The organism is Curtobacterium sp. PhB190, from assembly GCF_004365385.1.
Lineage (GTDB): Bacteria > Actinomycetota > Actinomycetes > Actinomycetales > Microbacteriaceae > Curtobacterium.
The window spans coordinates 44,454-59,843 of the sequence record NZ_SODN01000005.1; the positions used below are offsets into that span (position 1 = coordinate 44,454).

Genomic DNA, 15,390 nt, shown 5'->3' on the forward strand with positions numbered 1-15,390 from the left:
CGGGGCTTCCGGGGGTTCGACGCCGATCGGGCATTCCCAATCCACTTGGATTGAGGCTACCAGCCCGCGCGACGCCCGGGCTACTGCAGGATGAACTGCACCGAGGCCTTCGACTCGAGGTTCCCCACCGCGACCTGCAGGTGGTAGCTCGCCCCGTCGGCCGAGACCGCCGGGCGGGACGCATCGCACGTCGTGGTGGACGACCGGGTGCGGTCCCAGGCGATCGCGGGCGTGGTCAGGGTCTGCCCGGACTTGATCGTGACGTCCTGGTTCGTGCCGCCGGTCTGGCAGTCCTTCGACGACCAGTACTGCTCCTCGCCCGAGCTGATCGTCAGCACCTGCTGCGCTGACCCGAGGTCGAGGTGGCACGAGTTCGTGCCGGTGTTCTTGATCGACATGGCGATCTTCGGGTCCTCGGTGGGGCCGTACGCCTCCTTGTCGAGCACGGGCGTGAGGACGACCTGGTCCTTGCTGCACGTCGACCCGTCGGCAGCGCCCGACCCAGACGCCGACGCAGATGCCGAGGCCGAACGGGACGGTGCAGCGGACGAAGCACCACCGGCCGAAGCCGAAGCCGAGGCGGACGGCGAGGACGTGGGCGCTGCCGTCGGGGTCGACGCGCTGCCCCGCCCGACGACGATGAGCACGACCACCACGACGATGATCACGAGTGCGCCGAGGACGGCTGCACGACGGCGCCAGTACACGACCGGCTTCTCGGGCCCGACGGGGTGACGCAACGACGACATGCGCACAGGGTAGACAACGGCGGATGCCCGGTGCGGGACCCCCGCCGGGTGCCGCGCGAAAGCGTCAGAGGATCTTCAGCATGCGGGTGTTGCCGAGGGTGTTCGGCTTGACCCGGGCGAGGTCGAGGAACTCCGCGACCCCTTCGTCCGACGACCGCACCAGCTCGGCGTAGACCGCCGGTTCGACGACCTGCTCGCCGATCTCCAGGTAGCCGTGCTTCGCGAAGAAGTCGACCTCGAACGTCAGGCAGAAGATCCGCGCGACGCCGAGTTCACGGCCGTCGTGTTCGAGCGCTTCGAGCATCCGGTGTCCGACGCGCTTGTGGATCCAGTCGGCGTCGAGGGCGAGCGTGCGCACCTCGGCGATGTCGTCCCAGAAGACGGCGAGGGCACCACAGCCGATCGGGACGCCGTCGGGACCCTCGGCGATCCGGAACTGCTGGATCGAGCCGTACAGCGCGACGTTCTCCTTGCCGAGCAGGATGCGCCGATCGACGTAGGGGGCGATGAGCCGCTGGATGTGCGGGACGTCCGAGGCGAGTGCCGGACGCACCAGGATCCCGTGCTCGTCACGTTCGTGGAACGCGTGCTTCCCGTGCTCTGTCATCCCGACAACCATAGCCGCGCGTGGACGAGCGGCAGCCGACCGCTCCGGGGGACGTCCCGCTGTACTGCGCCCAGGCGCGGCCGCCTACCGTCCACACCATGCCTCAGATCATCGAAACCGTCGACGTCAACGTCCCCGTCTCCGCAGCGTACGGTCAGTGGACCCGCTTCGAGGAGTTCCCGCACTTCCTCGACGAGGTCGAGAAGATCGTCCAGGTCGACGACAAGACCACCGACTGGACCGTGAAGGTCGCCGGCCAGGAGCGCGAGTTCCGCGCCGTCATCACCGAGCAGCACCCCGACGAGCGTGTCGCCTGGACCGTCAAGGACGGCGAGACCGACCACGCCGGCGTCGTCACCTTCCACAAGCTCTCCGACGACGAGACGCGCGTGACCGCGCAGATCGACTGGGAGCCGTCCGGCTTCCTCGAGAAGCTCGGCGCTGCGGTCGGCGTCGGTGGCCACGCCATCAAGAAGGACCTGCAGAACTACAAGGAGCGCGTCGAGTCGGCTCCGACCGATACGGGCTGGCGCGGCGACGTGCAGGCGTGATCACGGCCTGACACGTCCGCACACGGACAGACGGGAGGCCCGGTGCCAGCTGGCACCGGGCCTCCCGTCTGTCTGGGATCGGGTCTAGGACTCGATCTCACCCTGGGGCGCGTCGGTCGCGGTCTCGACCGCGGCTGCGCCGGCGAGGACCTCTTCGCGGCCCGGCTGACGCCCGGTCTCGAAGTGGAACGCACCGTCGACGAAGTCGACCTTCACGTGGTCACCGGCGGTGAGCTCACCCTGCAGGATGTGCTCGGACAGCTGGTCCTCGACCTCGTGCTGCATCGCGCGACGCAGCGGGCGTGCACCGAGGGACGGGTCGAACCCGACCTTGATGAGCTGCTCCTTGGCGGGGAGGGTGAGCTCCACCGTCATGTCGCGGTCGAGCAGACGGTCCGCCAGACGCTTCACGAACAGGTCCACGATCTGCAGCAGCTCGGGCTGCGACAGCTGCGGGAACACGATCGTGTCGTCGACGCGGTTCAGGAACTCCGGCTTGAAGTGCTTCTTGAGCTCCTCGTTGACCTTGCCGCGCATGCGGTCGTAGCCGACGGCCGAGTCACCCTCGACCTGGAAGCCCACCGGGCCACCGGCGATGCCCTGCGAACCGAGGTTCGTGGTCATGATGATGACGGTGTTCTTGAAGTCGACCACGCGGCCCTGGCCGTCGGTGAGACGGCCTTCCTCGAGCACCTGCAGCAGCGAGTTGAAGATGTCCGGGTGGGCCTTCTCGATCTCGTCGAACAGGACCACGGAGAACGGCTTGCGGCGCACCTTCTCGGTGAGCTGGCCGCCCTCTTCGAAGCCGACGAACCCGGGAGGGGCACCGAACAGACGCGAGACGGTGTGCTTCTCACCGAACTCCGACATGTCGAGGGAGATCAGTGCGCCCTCGTCGTCGAACAGGAACTCGGCGAGCGCCTTGGCGAGCTCGGTCTTGCCGACGCCCGTGGGCCCGGCGAAGATGAACGAGCCCGAGGGGCGGTTCGGGTCCTTCAGACCGGCACGGGTCCGGCGGATGGTCTTGGACAGGGCCGAGATGGCTTCTTCCTGACCGATGACCCGCTGGTGCAGTGCCTTCTCCATGAAGACGAGACGCGAGGTCTCCTCTTCGGTGAGCTTGAACACCGGGATGCCCGTGGCCTGCGCCAGGACCTCGGCGATGATGCCCTCGTCGACGGTGCCGGACGCGGCGACGTCACCGGCACGCCACTGCTTCTCGAGGCGGAGACGCTCACCCAGGAGCTTCTTCTCCTCGTCGCGCAGGCTGGCGGCCTTCTCGAAGTCCTGCTCCTCGATGGCGGCTTCCTTCGACCCACGGACCGTCGAGATCTTCTCGTCGAACTCGCGGAGCTCCGGGGGCGCCGACAGGATCGAGAGGCGGAGGCGTGCGCCGGCCTCATCGATCAGGTCGATGGCCTTGTCCGGCAGGAAGCGGTCCTGCACGTAGCGGTCCGCCAGGTTGGCGGCCGAGACGATCGCACCGTCGGTGATGGACACCTTGTGGAACGCCTCGTACTTGTCGCGCAGGCCCTTGAGGATGTTGATCGTGTGCGGCAGCGACGGCTCGTTGACCTGCACCGACTGGAAGCGACGCTCGAGTGCTGCGTCCTTCTCGAAGTGCTTGCGGTACTCGTCGAGCGTGGTGGCACCGATGGTCTGGAGCTCACCGCGGGCGAGGAGGGGCTTGAGGATCGATGCAGCGTCGATCGCACCTTCGGCAGCACCGGCACCGACGAGCGTGTGGATCTCGTCGATGAAGACGATGATGTCGCCGCGGGTGCGGATCTCCTTCGTGACCTTCTTCAGGCGCTCCTCGAAGTCACCGCGGTAGCGGGACCCGGCGATGAGCGATCCGAGGTCGAGCGAGTAGAGCTGCTTGTCCTTGAGCGTCTCGGGCACGTCGCCCTTGACGATCGCCTGGGCGAGGCCCTCGACGACGGCGGTCTTGCCGACGCCGGGCTCACCGATCAGGACGGGGTTGTTCTTGGAGCGGCGGGAGAGGATCTGCATGACCCGCTCCATCTCCTTCTCGCGCCCGATGACAGGGTCGAGCTTGCCGTCGCGCGCGGCCTGGGTGAGGTTGCGACCGAACTGGTCCAGGACCTGCGAACCCTGCTGCGCGTTCTGCTGCTGCTCGCCGCCGACGGCGACCGCTTCCTTGCCCTGGTAGCCGGACAGGAGCTGGATGACCTGCTGGCGGACCCGGTTGAGGTCGGCGCCGAGCTTCACGAGCACCTGGGCTGCGACGCCCTCGCCCTCGCGGATCAGGCCGAGCAGGATGTGCTCGGTACCGATGTAGTTGTGGCCGAGCTGCAGCGCCTCGCGCAGGGACAGCTCGAGCACCTTCTTGGCACGCGGCGTGAACGGGATGTGCCCGGTCGGCTGCTGCTGACCCTGGCCGATGATGTCCTGGACCTGCTCGCGGACGGCGTCGAGCGAGATGCCGAGCGACTCCAGCGCCTTGGCAGCAACGCCCTCGCCCTCGTGGATCAGGCCGAGGAGGATGTGCTCGGTGCCGATGTAGTTGTGGTTGAGCATCTTCGCTTCTTCTTGAGCGAGGACGACAACACGACGGGCTCGGTCGGTGAATCTCTCGAACATGTGCTCTCCCTTGGCCCTTTCTGACGGAGCCGACAGCTGGTCCGGTCTCGTCTGAGTCCGGTCACGTACTCCGAGAGTAACCAGCGCTCCCCGTGCGGGCTGCCCCTGTTCGCCGTGGGCGTGACCTCACTGCGCGATGTGCGCAGTGAGCGAACGGAACAGACGACGGGAGGCCCGTGGCGGCGTCCGCCACGGGCCTCCCGTCTGGTGTTCCGTCGCGTCTCAGGCGCGGCGCGCTGCCCGGCGCAGGGCGCGCCGGAAGCGGCGCGGCTCGACGCCCAGGGCGTCGAGGACGTCGTGCGCCGAGCCCATGAAGGGGTCGTCGACGCCGTCGAGGACGGCCAGCACGACGTGCACCGGGCGCACGCGCTCGGCCGGACCGGCGAGGACGGCTGCTCGTGCGAGGACCCTGGCGGCCGCCGGGGTGCAGGCGACCCGGTCGTGCTCGTCCGGGCACGCGGCCCGCGCACCGACGAAGACGCTGATCTCGGAGCGGACGGCCTCTGGGGTCACGCCGTGCGCGTCGAGTATCGGGCGGAACCGGGGCATCCCGCTGCAGAGGGTGACGGCGGCGAGCAGGAGGTGCTCCGCGTCGACGAAGCCGAAGCCCGTCTCGTGGGACTCGAGGTCGGCGAGCAGCACGATCTCGCGACCCTGCCGGACGGTGGGGAGGGCGACGGACAGCTGAGCGATCTGCATGTATTCAGAATATCGCATGCGTTAGCAATTGAACACCCCTCGGTTCAGCGCGGCTCGGTACCATCCGGTCATGGATCAGCCCGTCGTCGGCCTCGTCGTCCACCCGACCAAGAACGTGCAGGAGTCCGTCACGACCCTGCAGCGATGGAACGCGTCCGGCCGGGGCGAGCTCGTCGCCCGCCGAGCCGATGCACAGCGGATCGGCGGGGGCATCACCGCGGTGGAGGACGACGACTTCACCGCACGCGTCGACCTCGTCGTGGCCCTCGGCGGCGACGGCACCATGCTCGGCGCCATGCGACTCGTGGCGAAGCGCCCGGTCCCGGTGCTCGGTGTGAACTACGGCAACGTCGGGTTCCTGGTGGAGATCGAACCGCCCGAACTCGAGGCAGCGCTCGACCGGCTGTCGGCCGGCGAGTACCAGCTCGAGCCGCACCACGCGCTCGAGGCCCGGCTGTCCTGGAGCGGCGCACGCACGGACTACCTGGCGTTCAACGACTTGACGATCGTGCGGCGCCCCGGTTCCGGCCAGGTGTCGGCCGACCTCAGCGTCGGCGGGCTCGGCTACGGCTACTACCGCGCCGACGCCATCGTCGCCGCGACCCCGGCCGGCTCCACCGCGTACAACTACGCCGCGGGTGGCCCGGTGCTCTCCCCCGCACTCTCCGGGTCCGTCGTCACCCCCGTCGCCCCGATGGCGGGCATCGACCGCGCCGTGGTGCTCGCCGCCCGCGAGCGCTACCGGTTCGACATCGCGGAGGGCACCAGGAGCGCCGCACTCGAGGTCGACGGACTCGTCGTCGGCGAGGTCGCCACCGGAGCGCAGATCGACGTCCGCCTCCGCAAGGACGCCGGCAGCGTCGTGCGACTCGACGCCGAGCGGCACGGACGCACCGGTCGGGTGAAGCTGAGCCTGCTCGACCTGCCGGTACGACCCGACCAGCTCATCGAGCTGATCCCGAGCGACCTGCGGCAGAAGCTCGGGCGCGAACTCGACCAGTAGCGGTCCGGGCAGGTGCCTACGCCCACGAACGTGAATGGCCCGCTCGAGCAGTGCTCGAGCGGGCCTTCCCATCACCCCACCGGATCGTCTTCCCACAGACCGACCCGGGTTCCCCTGCCGGCGCGAGCGCCGGCCGAAGCCTGCTGACCTCAGTCGGTCAGGTACAGCTGCATGTCCTGCGAGACCGCCTTGGCGAACAGGCGCAGCTTGGCGCGCGACTCCACCCGGCTGACGGCCTGGCGGGTCGTGTGCACGATCTTCGAGATCTCGTCGAGCGTCATCGGCTTGTCGTCGTCGAGGCCGTAGCGCATGCGGATCACGTTGGCTTCCTCGCTCGGCAGCTCGGCGACGATCGAACGGATGTCGCGGTGCAGGAGCGTGGTCTCGGTGAGCTCGTTCGGGGACGCAGCGTCCTCGTCCTCGATGAAGTCGCCGAGCTCGCTGTCGTCCGAGTCGCCGACCACGGTGTGGATCGAGACCGGCTCGTGCGAACGGCCCTTGAGGTCCACGAGCTCCTCGACCGACATGCTCAGCTCGGCGGCGACCTCGTCGGGCATCGGCGCGCGGCCGAGGTCGACGGTCAGGTCGCGCTCGGTGCGCGAGATCTTGTTGATCAGCTCGACGGTGTGGACCGGGATGCGGATCGTGCGGGCCTTGTCGGCGAGACCACGCGAGATCGCCTGGCGGATCCACCAGGTGGCGTAGGTCGAGAACTTGTAGCCCTGCGTGAAGTCGAACTTCTCGACCGCACGGACCAGGCCGAGATTGCCCTCCTGGATGACGTCCATGAACGGCAGGCCACGCTGCGAGTAGCGCTTCGCGATGCTGACGACCAGGCGGAGGTTCGAGGTGATCATGCGCTCCTTGGCGCGCTCACCGTCGCGGACGAGCCAGCGGAGTTCACGCTGCAGGGTCTTCGCGAGGCCCTTCTCGGTCGCGAGCTTCTCTTCCGCGAACAGGCCGACCTCGATGCGACGGGCGATCTGCGCTTCTTCCTCGGCGGTGAGGAGCGAGAGGCGACCGATGTGGCGCAGGTAGTCGCCGACCTGGTCGACGGAGGCACCGCGGACGCCAGCGAGCTGCTCGTCGGCCTCGACCTCGGTGTCGAGGGAGGTCGTCGCGGACTCGGCGCCCTGGGTCTTCGATGCCGCTGCCTTCTTCGTGGTGGCGCGGCGGGTGGTGCTCGGTGCAGCCGGTGCGATCGTCATGGTGTTGCTCCCTGCGTTCGGCGGTGATGGCTTCGTGCGGTGGTGCTCGGGGTGTTGCTTCTGGGTGCTGCTTGGGGTGTTCACGAGTAAAGCGGTCCGGAGGTGTACCCCACAAACCGATCGGAATGATTCTCAGGCATCTCCGTGCTTCGTCATCGAAACCGTCCCCCGTGGGGTACAGCGATGCTGCCAGTGTGGTCCCCCGAACTGCCGCGGATCAAGGGTATGACGTGATGTTTCCGGCGTTGCAGGAGTGTTTCTCACGCATTTCCGAACCTGTACCCCGCACCGCCGCGCCTTCCGGACATGCAAAAGGGGTACGTCCGGCCGGATCGATGCGATCCGGTGGTCGTACCCCGAAAACCGAGTGGGTGGGGGTCACCAGGAGGGTTCGAGCCACCCGTCCCGGCGCTTGGACGCCTCGAGGTCGGCGTCTCGGTCGAACTCGTCGTACTCGCTCTCGATGTCACCGACGAGGCTGCGACCCGTGAAGGGGTGTGTGGTTGCCATGCGGACGATGCTCACCCCGGCGCGCGACGGCAAGGTGAACGGCGCGTGACCGGTCGAGGGCGCACAGCCGTCCAGGGGGGCACCGACGTCGAAGGCCGCCGACCACGATGGGACGACGGCCTTCGGACAGGACTGGGTCGGGCGGCGCTACTCGGCCGAGGCCGGTGCCGGCGCGGGGACGCCGTGCTCCCGCTCGAACCGGACACGCTCCTCGGCCTCGACCTTGGCGTACGCGGCACGCTCGGTGCGGTCGGCCCGCATGATGGCGCGCATCACGAACCAGAAGATGAGGCCGACGACGATGGTCGGCGTCAGGGCGAAGATGATCCCGGTCACGACTCCATGCGGCACCGGAGCATCGTACCCCGGGGAACCGGGTCTTACTTCACCAACGGGAACAGGATCGTCTCGCGGATGCCGAGGCCGGTGATCGCCATGAGCAGGCGGTCGACGCCCATGCCCATGCCACCCGACGGGGGCATCGCGTGCTCGAGGGCTCGCAGGAACTCCTCGTCGACGCGCATCGCCTCGGGGTCACCGCCGGCTGCGAGCTTCGCCTGCTCGACGAAGCGCTCCCGCTGCACGACCGGGTCGACGAGCTCGGAGTACGCCGTCGCGAGCTCGAAGCCGCGGACGTACAGGTCCCACTTCTCGACGATGCCCGGTCGGGTGCGGTGCTCGCGGGTGAGCGGCGAGGTGTCGACCGGGAAGTTCATCACGAACGTCGGGCGGTCGAGCGAGTCGATCACGAAGTGCTCCCAGAGCTCTTCGACGTACTTGCCGTGCGTGGCGTGCGCGACCTCGACGCCCTCGGCAGCGGCGAGCTCCTGCAGCTCGGACAGCGGGGTCTCCGGGGTGATCTCGCGACCGGCTGCCTCGGACAGTGAGCCGTACATGTCGATGCGCGGCCACTCGCCGCCGAGGTCGTACGTGCTGCCGTCGGGCAGGGTGACCTCGAGCGAGCCGCCGGTCACGGCCCGCGCAGCGCGCTGCACGAGCTCCTGCGTCAGGTCGGCCATCTGCTCGTAGTTGCCGTACGCCTGGTAGGCCTCGACCATCGCGAACTCGGGCGAGTGCGACGAGTCGGCACCCTCGTTGCGGAAGTTCCGGTTGATCTCGAACACCCGGTCGATGCCGCCGACGACCGCGCGCTTCAGGAAGAGCTCGGGTGCGATGCGCAGGAAGAGCTCGGTGTCGAAGGCGTTCGAGTGGGTCACGAACGGACGAGCCGAGGCGCCACCGTGCTGGGTCTGCAGCATCGGCGTCTCGACCTCGAGGTACTCGTGCTCGGTGAAGGTCTGGCGGAGCGAGGACATCACGGCGGCGCGGGCGCGGACGGTGGCGCGTGCTTCGTCGCGGACGATGAGGTCGAGGTAGCGCTGGCGGACCCGCGTCTCCTCGTTCAGCTCGTTGTGCAGGTTCGGCAGCGGCAGGATCGCCTTCGCCGCGATCGCCCACTCGTCGACCATGATCGACAGCTCACCGCGGCGCGAGGAGATCACGCGGCCGTGCACGAAGACGTGGTCGCCGAGGTCGACGAACTCCTTCCAGCGCGCGAGGGACTCGTCACCGACCTCGGCGAGGGACACCATCGCCTGGATGCGGGACCCGTCGCCGGACTGCAGCGACGCGAAGCAGAGCTTGCCGGTGTTGCGCGAGAACACGATGCGGCCGGCGACACCGACGACGTCCTGCGTCTCCTCGCCGGTCTCGAGGTGCGCGTACTGGTCGCGGACCGCCGGGATCGTCGTCGTGATCGGGAGCTCGGCGGGGTACGCCTCGATGCCGGACTCGAGCAGCTTCGCGCGCTTGTCGAGCCGGACCTGTCGCTGCTCGCTGGTCTCCTGCTCGGCCAGTGCGGCGGCGTCGGCGATCGCGGTGTCGGTGGTGGCGGTCTCGTCGGTCATGCGGGTGCGGCTCCGATGGTCGTGGGGGTCGGGGGAAATGCTACCCGCGCCGCGCTCCCGCCCCCGAACCGTGCGCGGACGGGTCCCCTCGACTGGTCGCGACTCCCGGCCGGCGCGGCGCCGACCGGTCACGTTCCGTCGGCCGGAGCGCTGCGGGCCGACGGTTCGTGACCGCTCGGCGGAACTGAGCGGGGAGTCGTGACCGACCGCCATGCCCCTACAGCGTGGACTGCCCGTCGGCGGCCGTCAGTGCGTTGTCGACGGCGGAGCGGACGAGCGCACCGAGCACCCGGCCGGGGTGGTCGACTCCGATGCCGGAGAGCGTGCCCGCCGACTGGTCCACGATCGCGGTCGAGAAGCTCACGGCGGCACGCACGGCGTCGGCGTACGCGGGCCGGTCCGCCTCGGCGATGACGAACGGCTCCGCGCCCATCTCGACCACCAGGGCCTGCGCGATGGGCAGCACGGGTGACGGGGCGGTGACCGCGCAGTAGGCGTCACGGAGCCGCGACAGGTCGACGCTGGTGCCGGTGAACGCCATCGCGGGGTGGATGGCGAGGGGGATCGCGCCGGCCGCCATCGCTGGGGCGAGGATGCCGACGCCGTGGTCCGGGCTGGTGTGCACGACGAGCTGTCCGGGCTGCCAGATGCCGGCGTCCGCCAGGCCCTGCACGAGTGAGGCTAGCTGGTCGTCCGGCACCGCGAGCAGGACGAGTTCGCTCCGCTCGACCAGGTCCGGCGTTGCGAGCACGGGAGCGCCGGGCAGCATCGCCTCGGCGCGGTCGCGGCTCTCGGCGGACACGGCGGTCACCCCGACGACCGCGTGCTCCGCGTTCGCCAGTGCGGCACCGAGCACGGGGCCGACCCGTCCGGCACCGACGACGCCGACGCCGAGGCGCCCGGCCCTCATCGGGCCGCTCCGGTGGGCGGGACGTCGCTCCACCCCGGTCCGGGAGGCACGGTGCCGGGCCGGTGGTCGCCGTCGGGTCCGGCAGGGGCTCCGGTCCCGGGCCACGGCACGTCCGCAGCGTGCCTGGCGGACTCGGGACGGGCCTCCCGTTCGCGCCACCGGTGGGACGTGTCGACCGCAGCGGCCTCGACGGCGCGCTGGGTGGTCTCGGACCACAGACGCTGCGCGTCCCGCGCGTCGAGCGCACCGACGCGGGCCGAGACCGGCCCGGCGACGGTGTGCACGTGGACGGCGGCGAGCCGCAGGGCACGCTCGAGCGGACCCTGTTCGACCTTGACGCTCTGCACCCGGGGCAGCGGCACGATGACGAGCGACCGCCAGACGGCGCCGAGCCGGAGCAGCACCGCGCCCTGCACGAACCGGTACCCGTTGCGTCGGAACGCGAACGGCCGGAGCCAGGCGCCGCGGCGCGGGGAGTGCACGAAGCCGCCCTCGTCGCCGCTCGTGGTGAGGCTGTCGTCGACGACGCTGACGGCCTCGGCGGAGCCTTCCCGCAGCGCCTCTTGCGAGGCCTCGGGGCCCGCGACGGCAGTGCCGACCAGGCCGGGCAGGATGATGTCGAGGACCTCGCGGACGTCGGCCGCGGTGCCGACGGGCAGCACGATGGCGGAGGCCTGCTGGTTGCTCGATGCCCCGTTGCCGGCGTTCGTCGCACGGTTGATCCGGACGTCCCACCAGCCGAACGGCCGCCAGAGCAGCGGCTGCGCGACGCTGACGGCGTGGATGCGGCCGGGGGGCAGCGTCTCGTTCGAGGTCGAGACGAGCCCGAACCCGATCCGGATGCCGTCGCGGGTCTCGGCGATCGTGTACTGCAGCGACCGCGAGAACTTGCGGACGTAGTAGCTGCCCGCACCGATCACGGCGGGGAACAGGCCGAACAGGATCCCGTACTCGCCGGTGAGCGCGACGCTGACGATCATCGCCGCCACGGCCAGCAGGATGAAGACGGTGGTGCCGGAGAGCAGCATCGACGCGATCAGCCGACCGGGCTTCACCTTGACGATCCGGGTGGCCTGCACCGCGGCGGCGTCGAGCTCGGGCGAGAACATCTCGTCGACGCGGTCCTGCAGCACACCGTTCGACGCGCGCGCCGGACCACTGCCACGGTCGTCGTCCTTCGCACCAGAGGCGAGCACGAGGATGCGCAGCCGCAGGTCGTCGGCGGCCTTCACCCCGAGGTACGCGAGCTGCACGTTGGCGTCGTTGCCAGCCTGGGCGATCTCGAGCTTCGCCGTGCCGAACACCCGCGGGATGAGCGGACGCGAGATGTTGATGCCCTGGATCCGGTCGAGCCGGGCCTTGCGGTGGTTCCGGAACAGCACGCCCGAGCGGACCTCGACGATCTCGCCGGTGACCCGGAACTCGTGCATCCGCCAGGACAGGTAGAAGAGCCCGATCAGCACGAGCAGGAACACCGCGACGCCGAGTAGCACCCAGCCGACGACGCCGTGCTCGTAGACGTAGCGGACGGGGTCGCCGTCCTGCTGCTCGCCGCCGGGGATGAAGAACTCGACGAGCTGGTCGCGCAGGCTGTTCAGCACGTAGCCGAGGATGACGATCAGGAAGATCCCGCCCTTGAGCAGCGGGGTCAGCGGGTGCAGGCGGTGCCACTCGCCGTCGGTCAGGGGCGCTGCGGCAGCGGCGTTCCCGCGCGTGGGCGGGACGGGCGGCGGCGGGCCGGGTCGGAAGGTCACCGCGACCCCCTACAGCCCGGCGCGGCGGGACTCGGCGAGCTCGACGAGCCGGTCGCGCAGTTCGTCGGCGTCGGTCGCGGGGATGCCGGGGATGCGGACGTTCGTGGCGGCCGCGGCGGTCACGAACTTCAGCTCGCTCATGCCGAGCGCCCGGTCGAGCGGACCGCGCGCCACGTCGACGAGCTGCATGCGCCCGTAGGGCACCGCCGTGAAGCGCTGCCACATCAGGCCGCGGCGGACCACCAGGTCGTCGTCGCGCAGGGCGTAGCCGATCGCACGGACCCGGCGGGGCGTCAGCGCCGCGGTGACGAGCGTGATGACGAGCACCACGATGCCGATGAGCAGCCAGACCGTGCCGGCGCCCGAGCCGAAGCCGTCGTTCACGACCCCGATCAGGACCAGGCCGGCGGTCACCACGAGGCCGATCACCAGGGTCGTGATGAGTTCGGTCCACACGAGCTTCGCGGACACCCTGGTCCAGTCGATGCCGGTCAGGCCGAGGCCCGGCTCGTCGAGTCGTTCACGCGCCATCGCGGGCCTCCAGTGGGTGTGCTCGGGTCAGTTCGCCGTCGTGCGGGGTGCGCTCGGGTCAGTTCGCCGTCGTGCCGTTCCGGGGGTCGCCCGGCTCGTCGTCGTCGCTCGGAGGAGCGATGCACATGCGCTCTGCCACGAGTGCGCAGACCGTCAGCACGATCCCGCCCCCGACGGCGACCACGTTCGGCAGGGTCGAGCCTAGCGAAGGCGTCACCGAGCGGGTCAGGAGGTACACGACCAGGCCGATCGCGAAGCCGCCGAACAGGACGCCGCAGATGCTCGAGGCCTTCGCCAGCACCACCACGCGCGTGGCGTAGAGCGGGTCGACCGGGCGCTGCCGGCCTGCGCCCTCGCGGGCGTGCCGGCGGACGGGACGCGCCATGAGCACGACGGCGACGCCGATGAACGCGAGCGTGATGCCGAGCGGCACGGCGAGCAGCAGCGTCGGCGACTGTCGCGACGCGAGCACCGCGTCGAACGCGAAGCCCGCCACCGCGGTCACGACGGCGATGCTCAGCAGGGTGGAGGGCCGGGTCGGCTTCACGGCTGGGTCACGTTCCCTTCGGTGGTGGCCCGGGAGGCGCTGGGCACGTCCGCGAACAGGCGCGGCTCGTCGACACGCTCGGTGTCGTCCCCCACGGCGGCGAGCAGGTCGGCCACCGGCCCGGCGCCGGGCAGGACGGCCGCGGGGTCGGCGTCGAGCCACGGTGCGAGCACGAACGCCCGCTCGGCGGCGCGGGGGTGCGGGACGGTGAGCGTGGCGGTGTCGATGTGCAGGTCGTCGACGGCGACGACGTCGAGGTCGAGGGTCCGGTCGCCCCAGCGGACGTCGCGGGTGCGGCCGTGCTCGTCCTCGATGCCGTGCAGTGCGTCGAGGAATGCCTGCGGCTCGAGGTCGGTGTCGACGACCACGACGGCGTTGCGGTACCGCGGCTTGGTGTCGTCGCGGCCGTCCAGGGTGACGGCGACGGACTCGACCTCGTGGCTCGACGCCACCGGGTGGACCCCGGGCAGCGCGGCGACCGCTCGGGCGGCGGCGCGGAGGGTGCTCCCCCGGTCACCGAGGTTGGCGCCGAGCGCGACGACGACGCGGCTCACTCTTCTTCCTCGTCCGGCACGGTCGCCCCGCGGGCACGGCGGATGGTGATCGAGACGTCCGTGAACGGCACGGTGATGGGTGCCTGCGGCTTGTGCACGGTGACCTCGGTCGCCAGGGCCGCACGGTGGGTGAGCACCGCGGCCGCGATGCGCTCCGCGAGGGTCTCGATCAGGTCCACCGGGTCGCGTTCGATCTCGGCGACGACCTGCTCGGCGAGCACGCCGTAGTGCACGGTGGCGTCGAGGTCGTCGCTGCCCGAGGCCGCGCGGGCGTCGAGCTCCACGGCGACGTCGACGACGAAGTCCTGACCGTCGGCACGTTCGTGGTCGAAGACCCCGTGGTGGCCGCGGGCGCGGACCCCGACGAGGCGGATGGTGTCGTTCACGAGCGAGCTGCCCTCCAGGCGTCCCAGACGTCGAGCACGGCACGGGTCGGTGCCGGGTCGTGCACGCGCACCCCCCACGCACCGCGTTCGGCGGCGAGCAGGCTGATGGCGGCGGTGGCGAGGTCGCGGTCCTTCGGCGGGGCACCCTCGGGGCTGCCCACTCCGTCCAGGAACCGCTTGCGTGATGCGGCGACGAGCACCGGCAGGCCGATCGAGGCGAACCGTTCGTAGCCGGCCAGGATCTCCCAGTTCTGCACGCCCTGCTTGGCGAAGCCGAGGCCCGGGTCGATCACGACCTGTTCCTGGCGCACCCCGAGGACGATGAGCTCGGCGACCCGCATCTCGACCTCGCGACGGACCTCGTCGACGGCGTGCACGTACTCGGCGTTGCGGTACATCCGGTCGCTGTGGCCACGCCAGTGCATGACCACGAACCCGGCCCCGGTCGAGGCGACCACGCGGGCCATGTCCGGGTCGGCCAGGCCGCCGGACACGTCGTTGACGATCGCGGCGCCGAGTTCGACGGCCCGTTCGGCGGTCGAGGCGTTCATCGTGTCGACGCTCACCGGGATGCCCTCGGCGACGAGCTGCCGGACGACCGGCAGGACGCGCTCCTGCTCGACCGGCACCGGCACGCGCTCCGAGCCCGGCCGGGTCGACTCTCCACCGACGTCGATGAGGTCGGCACCTGCGGCGACGAGGTCACGCGCGTGCTGCACGGCGGCGTCGTAGGCCTGGTGCAGCCCGCCGTCGCTGAACGAGTCGGGCGTCACGTTGAGGATGCCCAACACCCGCGTGCGGTCCGGTGTCGGACCGCCGCGGGTGTCGAGCCGACGAGCACGTCTCGTCGGCAGGTCGGTCATGCCGGCC

The 15,390-nt window shown here is 70.3% G+C and carries 17 protein-coding genes; 2 read left to right on the top strand and 15 right to left on the bottom strand.

The genetic code is table 11. From position 1 onward, the window contains the following. Positions 1–80 precede the first annotated feature (80 nt). Together EDF47_RS09285 and EDF47_RS09290 are read right to left on the bottom strand one after the other, a co-directional pair. Positions 81–749 (bottom strand): hypothetical protein, encoded by a 669-nt coding sequence (locus EDF47_RS09285; protein WP_133938697.1) that lies wholly within the window; start codon positions 747–749, stop codon positions 81–83. Between the two features lie 64 nt (positions 750–813). Continuing rightward, positions 814–1,356: an amino-acid N-acetyltransferase gene (locus EDF47_RS09290; RefSeq protein ID WP_173170102.1), complete on the bottom strand. Its 543-nt coding sequence runs from the start codon at positions 1,354–1,356 to the stop codon at positions 814–816. Positions 1,357–1,454: 98 nt separating this feature from the next. Here EDF47_RS09290 and EDF47_RS09295 point away from each other — a divergent pair, with 98 nt between their 5' ends. Beyond that, positions 1,455–1,907, top strand: coding sequence for an SRPBCC family protein (locus EDF47_RS09295; protein ID WP_123294553.1), 453 nt, complete (start codon positions 1,455–1,457; stop codon positions 1,905–1,907). 84 nt (positions 1,908–1,991) lie between these two features. Here the strand turns inward: EDF47_RS09295 and EDF47_RS09300 are convergent, their stop codons facing one another. Beyond that, entirely contained in the window at positions 1,992–4,511 is a 2,520-nt protein-coding gene (locus EDF47_RS09300; protein ID WP_123294552.1) for an ATP-dependent Clp protease ATP-binding subunit, read from the bottom strand. Between the two features lie 222 nt (positions 4,512–4,733). Continuing rightward, on the bottom strand, positions 4,734–5,210 hold the full coding sequence (locus EDF47_RS09305; protein WP_166673214.1) for a Clp protease N-terminal domain-containing protein: 477 nt from the start codon (positions 5,208–5,210) through the stop codon (positions 4,734–4,736). A gap of 70 nt (positions 5,211–5,280) precedes the next feature. On the opposite strand from EDF47_RS09305, the gene EDF47_RS09310 reads away from it, so the two are divergent. Next, positions 5,281–6,213 (top strand): NAD(+)/NADH kinase, encoded by a 933-nt coding sequence (locus EDF47_RS09310; RefSeq protein ID WP_111086944.1) that lies wholly within the window; start codon positions 5,281–5,283, stop codon positions 6,211–6,213. Positions 6,214–6,362: 149 nt separating this feature from the next. Here EDF47_RS09310 and EDF47_RS09315 read toward each other — a convergent pair whose 3' ends face one another. From EDF47_RS09315 to folP, 11 genes are all read right to left on the bottom strand, one after another. Beyond that, on the bottom strand, positions 6,363–7,421 hold the full coding sequence (locus tag EDF47_RS09315) for a sigma-70 family RNA polymerase sigma factor (RefSeq protein ID WP_133938693.1): 1,059 nt from the start codon (positions 7,419–7,421) through the stop codon (positions 6,363–6,365). Positions 7,422–7,799: 378 nt separating this feature from the next. Further along, positions 7,800–7,931: a hypothetical protein gene (locus tag EDF47_RS20340; protein WP_258373406.1), complete on the bottom strand. Its 132-nt coding sequence runs from the start codon at positions 7,929–7,931 to the stop codon at positions 7,800–7,802. Positions 7,932–8,078: 147 nt separating this feature from the next. Beyond that, positions 8,079–8,282 carry a hypothetical protein gene (locus EDF47_RS09320; RefSeq protein WP_131880928.1) on the bottom strand — a complete coding sequence of 68 codons (204 nt, stop codon included), beginning with the start codon at positions 8,280–8,282 and terminating at the stop codon, positions 8,079–8,081. Positions 8,283–8,311: 29 nt separating this feature from the next. Continuing rightward, positions 8,312–9,838, bottom strand: a complete 1,527-nt coding sequence (lysS, locus tag EDF47_RS09325; protein WP_131922009.1) for a lysine--tRNA ligase — start codon at positions 9,836–9,838, stop codon at positions 8,312–8,314. A 217-nt stretch (positions 9,839–10,055) separates the two neighbouring features. After that, positions 10,056–10,748 (bottom strand): Rossmann-like and DUF2520 domain-containing protein, encoded by a 693-nt coding sequence (locus EDF47_RS09330; protein ID WP_165901298.1) that lies wholly within the window; start codon positions 10,746–10,748, stop codon positions 10,056–10,058. Continuing rightward, complete coding sequence (locus tag EDF47_RS09335) at positions 10,745–12,502, bottom strand: PH domain-containing protein (protein WP_133938689.1); 1,758 nt, start codon at positions 12,500–12,502, stop codon at positions 10,745–10,747. Before EDF47_RS09335 ends, EDF47_RS09330 begins: the two co-directional genes overlap by 4 nt. A 9-nt stretch (positions 12,503–12,511) precedes the next feature. Then, positions 12,512–13,033: a PH domain-containing protein gene (locus tag EDF47_RS09340; RefSeq protein ID WP_123937224.1), complete on the bottom strand. Its 522-nt coding sequence runs from the start codon at positions 13,031–13,033 to the stop codon at positions 12,512–12,514. A 58-nt stretch (positions 13,034–13,091) separates the two neighbouring features. Then, positions 13,092–13,580: a DUF3180 domain-containing protein gene (locus EDF47_RS09345; RefSeq protein WP_123294545.1), complete on the bottom strand. Its 489-nt coding sequence runs from the start codon at positions 13,578–13,580 to the stop codon at positions 13,092–13,094. After that, positions 13,577–14,134, bottom strand: coding sequence for a 2-amino-4-hydroxy-6-hydroxymethyldihydropteridine diphosphokinase (folK, locus tag EDF47_RS09350; RefSeq protein ID WP_133938687.1), 558 nt, complete (start codon positions 14,132–14,134; stop codon positions 13,577–13,579). The genes EDF47_RS09345 and folK overlap by 4 nt, the downstream gene beginning before the upstream one ends. After that, entirely contained in the window at positions 14,131–14,520 is a 390-nt protein-coding gene (gene folB, locus EDF47_RS09355) for a dihydroneopterin aldolase (protein WP_123294543.1), read from the bottom strand. Before folB ends, folK begins: the two co-directional genes overlap by 4 nt. Beyond that, positions 14,517–15,383: a dihydropteroate synthase gene (gene folP, locus EDF47_RS09360; protein ID WP_208320996.1), complete on the bottom strand. Its 867-nt coding sequence runs from the start codon at positions 15,381–15,383 to the stop codon at positions 14,517–14,519. Before folP ends, folB begins: the two co-directional genes overlap by 4 nt. Between the last annotated feature and the right edge of the window lie 7 nt (positions 15,384–15,390).

Bases quoted from the DNA above. Each gene is read 5' to 3' on its own strand.
- EDF47_RS09285 (WP_133938697.1), bottom strand. From the start codon at position 749: ATGTCGTCGTTGCGTCACCCCGTCGGGCCCGAGAAGCCGGTCGTGTAC.
- EDF47_RS09290 (WP_173170102.1), bottom strand. From the start codon at position 1,356: ATGACAGAGCACGGGAAGCACGCGTTCCACGAACGTGACGAGCACGGG.
- EDF47_RS09295 (WP_123294553.1), top strand. From the start codon at position 1,455: ATGCCTCAGATCATCGAAACCGTCGACGTCAACGTCCCCGTCTCCGCA.
- EDF47_RS09300 (WP_123294552.1), bottom strand. From the start codon at position 4,511: ATGTTCGAGAGATTCACCGACCGAGCCCGTCGTGTTGTCGTCCTCGCT.
- EDF47_RS09305 (WP_166673214.1), bottom strand. From the start codon at position 5,210: ATGCAGATCGCTCAGCTGTCCGTCGCCCTCCCCACCGTCCGGCAGGGT.
- EDF47_RS09310 (WP_111086944.1), top strand. From the start codon at position 5,281: ATGGATCAGCCCGTCGTCGGCCTCGTCGTCCACCCGACCAAGAACGTG.
- EDF47_RS09315 (WP_133938693.1), bottom strand. From the start codon at position 7,421: ATGACGATCGCACCGGCTGCACCGAGCACCACCCGCCGCGCCACCACG.
- EDF47_RS20340 (WP_258373406.1), bottom strand. From the start codon at position 7,931: ATGGCAACCACACACCCCTTCACGGGTCGCAGCCTCGTCGGTGACATC.
- lysS (WP_131922009.1), bottom strand. From the start codon at position 9,838: ATGACCGACGAGACCGCCACCACCGACACCGCGATCGCCGACGCCGCC.
- EDF47_RS09330 (WP_165901298.1), bottom strand. From the start codon at position 10,748: ATGAGGGCCGGGCGCCTCGGCGTCGGCGTCGTCGGTGCCGGACGGGTC.
- EDF47_RS09340 (WP_123937224.1), bottom strand. From the start codon at position 13,033: ATGGCGCGTGAACGACTCGACGAGCCGGGCCTCGGCCTGACCGGCATC.
- folP (WP_208320996.1), bottom strand. From the start codon at position 15,383: ATGACCGACCTGCCGACGAGACGTGCTCGTCGGCTCGACACCCGCGGC.